This window comes from Variovorax sp. P4_D9, assembly GCF_056401695.1.
On record NZ_JBFUIU010000403.1, the window covers coordinates 1 to 8,155 of the forward strand.

Annotated in this window: 6 protein-coding genes and 2 pseudogenes; 5 read left to right on the forward strand and 3 right to left on the reverse strand. The window is 64.1% G+C overall.

Going from position 1 to position 8,155, the window contains the following annotated elements:
- A partial coding sequence (locus AC1DY5_RS32735; RefSeq protein ID WP_478118257.1) for a hypothetical protein occupies positions 1-719 on the reverse strand: 719 nt, incomplete at its 3' end.
- 337 nt (positions 720-1,056) lie between these two features.
- On the opposite strand from AC1DY5_RS32735, the gene AC1DY5_RS32740 reads away from it, so the two are divergent.
- From AC1DY5_RS32740 to AC1DY5_RS32760, 5 genes are read left to right on the forward strand one after another with little or no spacing between them, the layout of a single operon-like run.
- Complete coding sequence (locus tag AC1DY5_RS32740) at positions 1,057-3,645, forward strand: DUF3604 domain-containing protein (protein ID WP_478118258.1); 2,589 nt, start codon at positions 1,057-1,059, stop codon at positions 3,643-3,645.
- A 23-nt stretch (positions 3,646-3,668) separates the two neighbouring features.
- Positions 3,669-4,592, forward strand: coding sequence for a peptidyl-prolyl cis-trans isomerase (locus tag AC1DY5_RS32745; RefSeq protein WP_478118260.1), 924 nt, complete (start codon positions 3,669-3,671; stop codon positions 4,590-4,592).
- Positions 4,589-5,611, forward strand: a complete 1,023-nt coding sequence (locus AC1DY5_RS32750) for a HupE/UreJ family protein (RefSeq protein WP_478118262.1) — start codon at positions 4,589-4,591, stop codon at positions 5,609-5,611. The genes AC1DY5_RS32745 and AC1DY5_RS32750 overlap by 4 nt, the downstream gene beginning before the upstream one ends.
- Positions 5,608-6,210 (forward strand): HupE/UreJ family protein, encoded by a 603-nt coding sequence (locus AC1DY5_RS32755; protein WP_478118263.1) that lies wholly within the window; start codon positions 5,608-5,610, stop codon positions 6,208-6,210. Before AC1DY5_RS32750 ends, AC1DY5_RS32755 begins: the two co-directional genes overlap by 4 nt.
- A complete protein-coding gene (locus AC1DY5_RS32760; RefSeq protein WP_478118265.1) occupies positions 6,207-6,821 on the forward strand; it encodes a HupE/UreJ family protein in 615 nt (204 codons plus the stop codon). Before AC1DY5_RS32755 ends, AC1DY5_RS32760 begins: the two co-directional genes overlap by 4 nt.
- A 511-nt stretch (positions 6,822-7,332) precedes the next feature.
- On the opposite strand, the pseudogene AC1DY5_RS32765 reads toward AC1DY5_RS32760, so the two are convergent.
- Positions 7,333-7,812, reverse strand: a pseudogene (locus AC1DY5_RS32765) (transporter substrate-binding domain-containing protein); the annotation flags it as partial.
- Between the two features lie 106 nt (positions 7,813-7,918).
- Positions 7,919-8,155 (reverse strand): annotated as a pseudogene (locus AC1DY5_RS32770) (IS701 family transposase); the annotation flags it as partial.

Here is an 8,155-nt window from a genome sequence, read left to right on the forward strand (position 1 = left end):
GCCAGTTGCCCGGCTGCAATCACGTCCCAGCCAAGTTCGTAGCCCATGGCGATCACGACGATGAAAATGCCCGGCATGACGATCGTCGGGGCGTGAACCAGGCCCAGAGTGATCAAGGCGGCGAAACCCGCGACCGTGATGATGAAGATCGCGAGACTGCCGCCGACGATCGTTGCACGGCGACGCCCATCGGATCCGCCCCGGCGCCATAGCGAGAGCGAGGCATCCACGACGAAGACGAGCAGGAACACATTCCCGATCTGCGGGATGATCCCCCATGGATTGGCAACACCGACCGGCCCCGCGACGATCGGGCCGCCCCAGAAGGTGGTCAGATCCAGCGATGAAACCTCGCTGAAGTTGATGTTTGCGCCGGTGATGAAGTTCAGCGCGAGCGCCAACAGGCGGAACTGGGAGGTCGCCCAGGCAAGCCAGGGTCTTCCGGCGTCGAAATAGAACCGGACGAACCAGACGATCGACAACACGACCATCGCCAGCGGCACATGCGCCCAACGCAATGTCGTGGCGTAGCCGGCAGCAGACGTCGAGCGCATCATCGCCAACTCGAAGGCGCCAAAGACCGTCGCAGAGACCGCGAGCGCGAAGAACAGCAGATGGGCGTACTGCGACTTCTGCTTGAGCCAGACGAAAAGGTGGATCACGCCGAGCGTCAGGGTCGCAGCGGACATCGCGATCCAGGTGATTTCGACCCAGTTCATCCTATTGCCGGCAAAGTTGCCGCGGGATCATCCCTTGGTGAGCTACCTGGCCGACGATGCCCCCCAAGGATCGGATGCGCATCGAGACGCTCGCCAGCCGCTTGGATGCCTGCGCGGTGCTCATTGCTTGCGAATATCCAAATCTCGGGCATCTTGGGTCGGATCCAGTCTATGGGGTAGGCCGCGATGGCCGAAGCATATCGATGTTGGTCGCCATTTTGTGCCCCATGTTGGGGTGGCCGCGTCAAAAAACCTGGACCAAGGTCCAGTTGGTTCGAACGGCTACGGCTGATAGCGTACGGGCTGCAGTTTTCTTGACTGCACGGAGGAGTCAGCGATGAAACCGAGCAAATCCAAGGCGGCCCGTGCCACCGTCGCGCTGGCGACCGCGCTGGCCTGCGTGCCGACGATCGCCCAGGAGAAGAACCCGGAGAAGAACGCGTACTTCGGCGAGACCCACATTCACACCAGCTGGTCGGTCGATGCCTGGGTCATGGGCAACCGCATCACCGGCCCCGACGATGCCTACAAGTATGCCCAGGGGCAGACGATCAAGCACCCGATGGGCTTCGACATCAAGATCGACACACCGCTCGATTTCATGGGCGTGACCGATCACTCGGAATATGTCGGCGTCACCAAGCAGGCCAACACCCCGGGGAGCTACGTGAGCACGCTGCCCGCGGCGAAGCCGATGATCATGAAGGATCCCAACAGCTCCGCTGAGCAACAGCAGGTCTTCTCGTACCTGCTCAAGCTGGCAGCGAGCGCGCCGGTGAAGGCATTGATGGACCCGAAAATCACTGGCACCGTGTGGAAGGAAAACGTCAAGATCGCCGACGAGAACAACAAGCCGGGCAAGTTCACCGCGTTCTGCTCGTACGAGTGGACAGCGATGCCGGGCAACCGCAACCTGCACCGCAACGTGTTCTTCCGGGCCTGCGACAAGGTACCGGACTATCCATTCAGCGCGCTCGACTCCACGCGACCCACGGACCTGTGGAACTGGATGGACGTGCAGCGCAAGAGCGGCAACGAACTGCTCGCGATCTCGCACAACGCCAACGTCTCCGACGGCTGGATGTACCCGGTCGACGTCGACAACACCACCGGGCGGCCCATCGACGCCGCCTGGGCGGCCTCGCGCGACCGCAACGAGCGTCTGGTCGAGATCAAGCAGGGCAAGGGACAGTCGGAGACTCATCCCTTGCTGTCGCCCAACGACGAGTTCGCCAGCTACGAGTTGTATCAAGCCATCCTCGGCCTTCCGGCCAATGTCGGGCGCGTCGACCACATCACGGGCAGCTTCGCGCGCCAGGCTTACAAGGACGGTCTCACGATGCAGGACGTGCGCGGCTACAACCCCTACAAGTTCGGGATGGCGGGCGGCTCCGACTCGCACAATACTGGCAGTCCGTACCGTCAGGACAACTTCTTCGGTCTGCACGCCCAGGCGGACGCGTCAGCTGAGCGGCGCTTTGCCGGCGTGCTGATCGGCGGCACCATGGACGTGCGCCTGGAAAACCCCGGCGGGCTGACCGGCGTATGGGCCGAGGAGAACACTCGGGCCTCGCTGTGGGACGCGATGTACCGCAAGGAAACCTTCGGCGTGACCGGCCCGCACATCAAGGTGCGCTTGTTCGGCGGCTGGGGCTACAACCAGGACATCGCGAAGGCCAGCGACTGGGTCAAGCAGTCCTATGCGGGCGGCGTGCCGATGGGCGCCGACCTGCCGCCCATGCCCTCCGGGGGGAAAGGCACCGCGCCGAGCTTCGTCATCTGGGCAGTGAAAGACCCGACCTCTGCCAACCTCGACCGCATCCAGGTCATCAAAGGCTGGACGCAGAACGGTCAGAGCCTCGAGAAAGTATTCGACGTGGTGTGGGCTGGCGATCGCAAGCCCGACAAGTGGTCGGGCCGAGTGCCGGCCATCCGCAGCACGGTGGATTTCGACAAGGCCACCTACACCAACGATGTCGGCTCGGCGGAACTGAAGACGGTGTGGACCGACCCGGAATTCGATGCGAGCCTGCATGCGTTCTACTATGTCCGCGTGCTCGAGATCCCGACGCCGCGCTGGACGCTGATCCAGGCGGTGAAGGAGGGGCTGCCCCCGCCCAACATCGTGCCGCTCACCGGGCAGGAGCGTGCCTGGAGTTCGCCGATCTGGTATGCGCCATCGGCGCAGGCGCGCAAGGGCAACCCGGCCGGGATGACCGTCGCCGACCTGAAGAAGAAAGGTGCCGCGGCCCTGAACGACGCGCAGTTGAAGGCGCTCATCGTCGGCAAGGCCTTCTGGCTGCGCAACAACGTGACCGGAGAACAGTTCAGCCAGAACTTCACGGCCGAGGGCCATACGACGGTATTCCGCATCGGAGGCGACACCGCCGTGCCGAGCGGTTTCGGCAGCGTCGAGCGCGACGGCTATCAGGGCACCACCAGCCCCTACAAGATCGAGGCGGGCAAACTCGTTGCCTTCGTCTCGCAGGACCCGTACGCGTTCACGTTCTATAAACTCGGCGACACGTACTACGCCGCACGCAGCAATGAGTTCGGCTTCGCCAACTATGAGATCGTTCCGGCTCCGCAAATCGCGTCGAATCCGCTGACGGCGCTGTCGAACCAGTTCTCGATCGAGCTGGGGCTGACGGAAGAGCAGAAGCAGCAGATCGTCCCGATTCTCAAGCAGGAGGTGCAGCAGTTGGGCGCGCTGAAAAAGAACGTCTCCCTCAGCGGCTTGCAGAAGGCGCAGGAGCTGCGCAAGCTCGGCGTCTCCTTCGACGAGAAGATCTCGCCGCTGCTCAATCCGCAGCAGCAGCAGAAGTTCCAGGCCATGCGCGAGCAGATGCGGCGGCGGATCATCGTGGAGATGTCTGGCAAGGCGCTGCAGGAAGCGGCAACTTTCTTCCCCGATGTGCACAAGTAGCGCTGAGAGTCTGGAAAAACGCGATGAATCGTCTCCTCCGCGAGCCGTTGGTTCACTTTCTATTGATCGGCGTGATCATGTTCGGGCTCTACGGCCTCACGCAGTCCGGGAGCCCGGCGACCGCGTCTTCGAAGGAGATCCAACTGTCGCTCGACGAGATCACCCAGCTCACCGAGTTGTACCAGGCGCAGTGGCACCGACTGCCGACACCGCAGGAGCTCGAGCGCATGGTCGAGATGAAAGTCCAGCAGGAAGTCCTCTACCGCGAGGCGCTCGCAATGGGGCTCGACAAGGGTGACGAGATCGTCAAGCGCCGTATGGCGCAGAAGATGCAATTCCTGGCCGAAGATGTGGCCGCTGCACGCGAGCCGACGTCGGTCGAGCTCAGGAGCTGGTTCGCGAAGAACGACGCCAAATTCGCGCAGCCGCCCCGGCTGAGCTTTCGACATTTGTACTTCTCCCCCGACAAGCGCGGCACCCGTGCCAGAGCCGATGCGGAACAAGCGCTGGCGAAGCTCGCCGGCCAGCCTGTCGACGCGAAAGTCGCGAACTCGCTCGCCGACGCGTTCATGTTCCAGGACTACTATCGCGATCGCGCGCCCGAATTTCTCGGCAAGGAATTCGGACCACAATTCGCTCTGGCGACAGCCAAGCTTTCGCACGGTTCGTGGCAGGGGCCCATTGAGTCCGGCTTCGGCTGGCACCTCKTGTTCGTTGACACCCTGATTCCCGGCCGCGTCCCGACCTTCGAGGAGGTCGAGGCCAACATCAAGACCGCGTGGCTCGACGAGCAGAAAGCGCTTGCCTGGGAGAAGTCGTACAAGACGATGCGCAGCAATTACACGGTGCTGCTGCCCGCGCCGCCCGAGAGTCCCGCGGCCTCGTTGGACTCGTCGTCTTCGCAGACAGCGCAAGCGCCCACACTATCGGGCGGGGTGTCGAAGTGATCGGCCTGCGCCGCTTCGCCGGTTACATCGCGGTGGCGCTGCTCGTCCTGCTTGCCGGAATGCCGGTTTCACGCGCCGACGAGTCGCGGCCGGCGTATCTGGAGATCAAGGAAACGGCGCCAGGCAAGTATGCGGTGCTCTGGCGCACGCCGATGCTCGCGGGCAGGCGATTGCCGCTGGTGCTGACCATGCCCGATGGGGTGAACGACCTGAAGGCGCCCGTGGTCCAGGAACTCACCGACTCCCTCGTCGAGCGACGTTGGATCGACGCCGGGCCGAACGGACTGGCCGGCAAGCGAATCAAGATCAAGGGCCTGCAATTCACGATCACCGATGCGATGGTCCGGGTCGAGCTGCTCGACGGCCGGACGGTGCAGACCATCGCACGCCCTTCGCAGCCATGGTTCGAGATCGCCGCCTCGCAAGCCTGGTGGGAGTTGCTGGGCACCTATGTCGTCGAGGGCTTCCGGCACATCCTGTTCGGAGCCGATCATCTGCTGTTCGTGCTCGGCCTGCTGTTGATCGTGGGCAATCGGTGGACGCTGATGAAGACGGTCACCGCTTTCACCGTCGCCCACAGCATCACGCTGGCCATCGCCACGCTCGGCGTCGCGAACGTCCCGGCACTGCCGATGAATGCGGCGATCGCCTTGAGCATCCTGTTTCTCGGCCCGGAGATCGTGCGCGTGTGGCGCGGCGAGACGAGCTTCACGATCCGCCACCCCTGGGTGGTGGCGTTCGCGTTCGGGCTGTTGCACGGGTTCGGCTTCGCCACCGTGATGACCAGTGCCGGCCTGCCGCGGCAGGATCTGCCGCTGGCGCTGCTGTCCTTCAACGTCGGCGTAGAGCTTGGGCAGCTCGGTTTCGTCGCGCTGGTGCTGGCGATGGAGCGGTCCTTCCGCGTGCTCCAGGTGCGCTGGCCGCGTTGGGCGCAGGCACTTCCTGGCTATGTCGTCGGAGCGCTCGGTGCGTTCTGGACGGTCCAGCGCGTCGCGCTCTTGATCGCAGCGGCACGATGATGCGGCAACTTCGACCTCGATCGGCGCAGGCGCTGGCCCTGTTCGCGGCCTTCTGGGGTCAGGCCGCCTGCGCACACCTCCAGCAGAGCGAGGCGGCCGGACTGCTGACCGGCTTGCTCCATCCGCTCTCGGGCCTGGACCATGTGCTCGCGATGGTCGCCGTAGGTCTGTGGGGTGCGCAACTGGGGATGCCGGCGATCTGGGTGCTGCCGATAGCTTTCCCTATGGTCATGGCGCTGGGCGGCATGGTCGGATTTCTCGGTGTGCCGATCCCGGGCGTGGAGGCCGGTATCGCCGCGTCGGCAATCGTGCTCGGAACCGCGGTCGCCTTCGAACTCCGCCCGCCTCTGGTCATTGCGGCGCTCGTGGTCGGGGGCTTTGCGATCTTCCACGGGCATGCGCATGGCGTCGAACTGCCGCCAGGTCAGAACGCGCTGCTCTACAGCATAGGTTTCGTGATCGCCACGGGTGGCCTGCACGCGTTGGGCATCGGCATTGGAGCCGTCCACGGCCGGCCCTGGGGGCGGCAACTGCTGCGGGCAGCCGGCACGGCGGTCGCAACGGGCGGGGGATTCTTCATGTGGAGGGCGTTCGCATGATGTACGCGAACGCGTCGTGGATTCGTGCGCGCTCGCTCGCCCTGCTCGCCCTTGCGCTTGAGTGCGGGCCTGCCGAAGCGCACCTCAATTCGACCGGGATGGGCCCGGTCTACGACGGCCTGCTGCACTTCTTGTCCAGCCCCGAGGATCTTGTTCCTGCGCTGGCGTTGGCGCTGCTGGCCGGGTTGCGCGGCGGACCTTACGGAAGACGGGCAATGTTCACGCTGCCGGCGGCGTGGTTGCTCGGCAGCCTGGTCGGATCGACCGCGGCCACCGCGCATGCCGGCACACTGGTGGCGGCCTTGTGGTTCCTGCTGCTGGGTGGTTTGGTTGCGGCCGATGTGAAGCTCACCCTGCGCTCGATGACGGTGCTCGGTGCACTGCTCGGGCTGGTTCACGGGTACCTCAATGGCACCGGCATGGGCCTATCTGCATCGGCGACCCTGGCCGCCCTCGGTTTGGCCGCCGCAGTGTTCGTACTGGTCGTCCTGTTCGCCGCGCTTGTCGTTGCATTGCGGGCGCCATGGGCGCGCATTGCCGTGCGTGTGAGCGGCAGTTGGATCGCCGCGAGCGGCGTTTTGATGATCGGCTGGTCAATTCGGGGGCTTTGACGGGCTTCTTGACCGGCGTTGACCGGGCGATGCCCCCGCACTGGCGCCTCATCGAGAAGATGCTGGCCTGACGGTCTATTTTGCGAGCCCAGTATTGCAGCGTGGGCGCGTCGAACACGATGGCTTGCACCTTGCCCTGCGCGAGCAGGTCCACACCGGCAGCGGGATTGGTGATTTCCACGATCGGCAGGTGCAGTCGCGCCAGGTAGTCGGCCGCGATGGTGCCGGGCACCGTCGCAATCGTCTTCCCGGGCAGGTCGCCCGGGCCTGCAATGCTGGAGCGTAGCCGATCAACCGTCTGCGATGAGGTGACGGTCGCGGTCAGTTGCGCGATCAGCACGATGCCCATCAACCACACGCACGCGATCACGAGCCGCCTGAGCGCGCCCGGAGTGCCTCGCTCGCCATGCTCGCCGGTAGCAATGATCAGCATCGTGTTCCACACCTCGTTGCCGACGCCTGCCGCGTAGCCCTTGTCGAGTTCGGAATTGCGTCGCTCAATGAACCAGAGCACGTTGGCCCACAGGAACACCAGCACGAGTGCGGCGATGAACAGCTTCCCGATGGCATTCCAGGGTATGGCCAACAACGTCGCGAGCACCGGACTTTCCTCTTCGGTGCGGACCATGATCTGCAGGCCGGAGTCGAAATAGGATTGCGTGAAGTCGGCGATCTTCTCGCGCTCCGGTGTCAGCACGATGGCCGAGATAGCGACGTCCGCGTCGCCGCGACGCACGCCTTCCAGTTGCTGGGCGCGCGGCCCCGCGTCCACCCATTCGAAGTCCACGCGCATCCCGCGCGCCAGTTCGTTCCACAGGTCGACGCTGAAGCCGCTCAGCCGATCGTCTTGCTTGAACACGAAGGGTGCCAACTGTCCGGTGGCCACGCGCAGTGCAGCGGCGGGTGCAGTCGCTGCCTCGGCCGCGATCGAAGGCGCGGCGAACAACAACGTCAGCAACATTGACGCGAGATGTGCGGAATATCGGGGCATCGTGGTCACTTCGACATGTGGCAATCAATTGTGATTCCGAACTAGTCTTACTGTGTTAGATATTCGGTGCACGTTGATGCCCAAGACAGCAGGGCATCGGGGGAGGTTACGAGCCAGTAGTGCGCCGATATGCAATCGCAAACTCGTGATGGAGGATGGGACGTGGCGCTGCGCCCTCTGGGCTTCCCCGAGGTTTGTAATGCGTGGGTAGGGCAGGCGTTTGGCATTGAGCGGAGTTTTTTTTACCCCCCGTCTCGTCGGGGTGTCGTAGCCGCTGGGCGACCAAGAAGCCGTAGGCGGCAATGCTGAGACTGGCGTGATGATGAAAGCCGCGCCAGCCCCG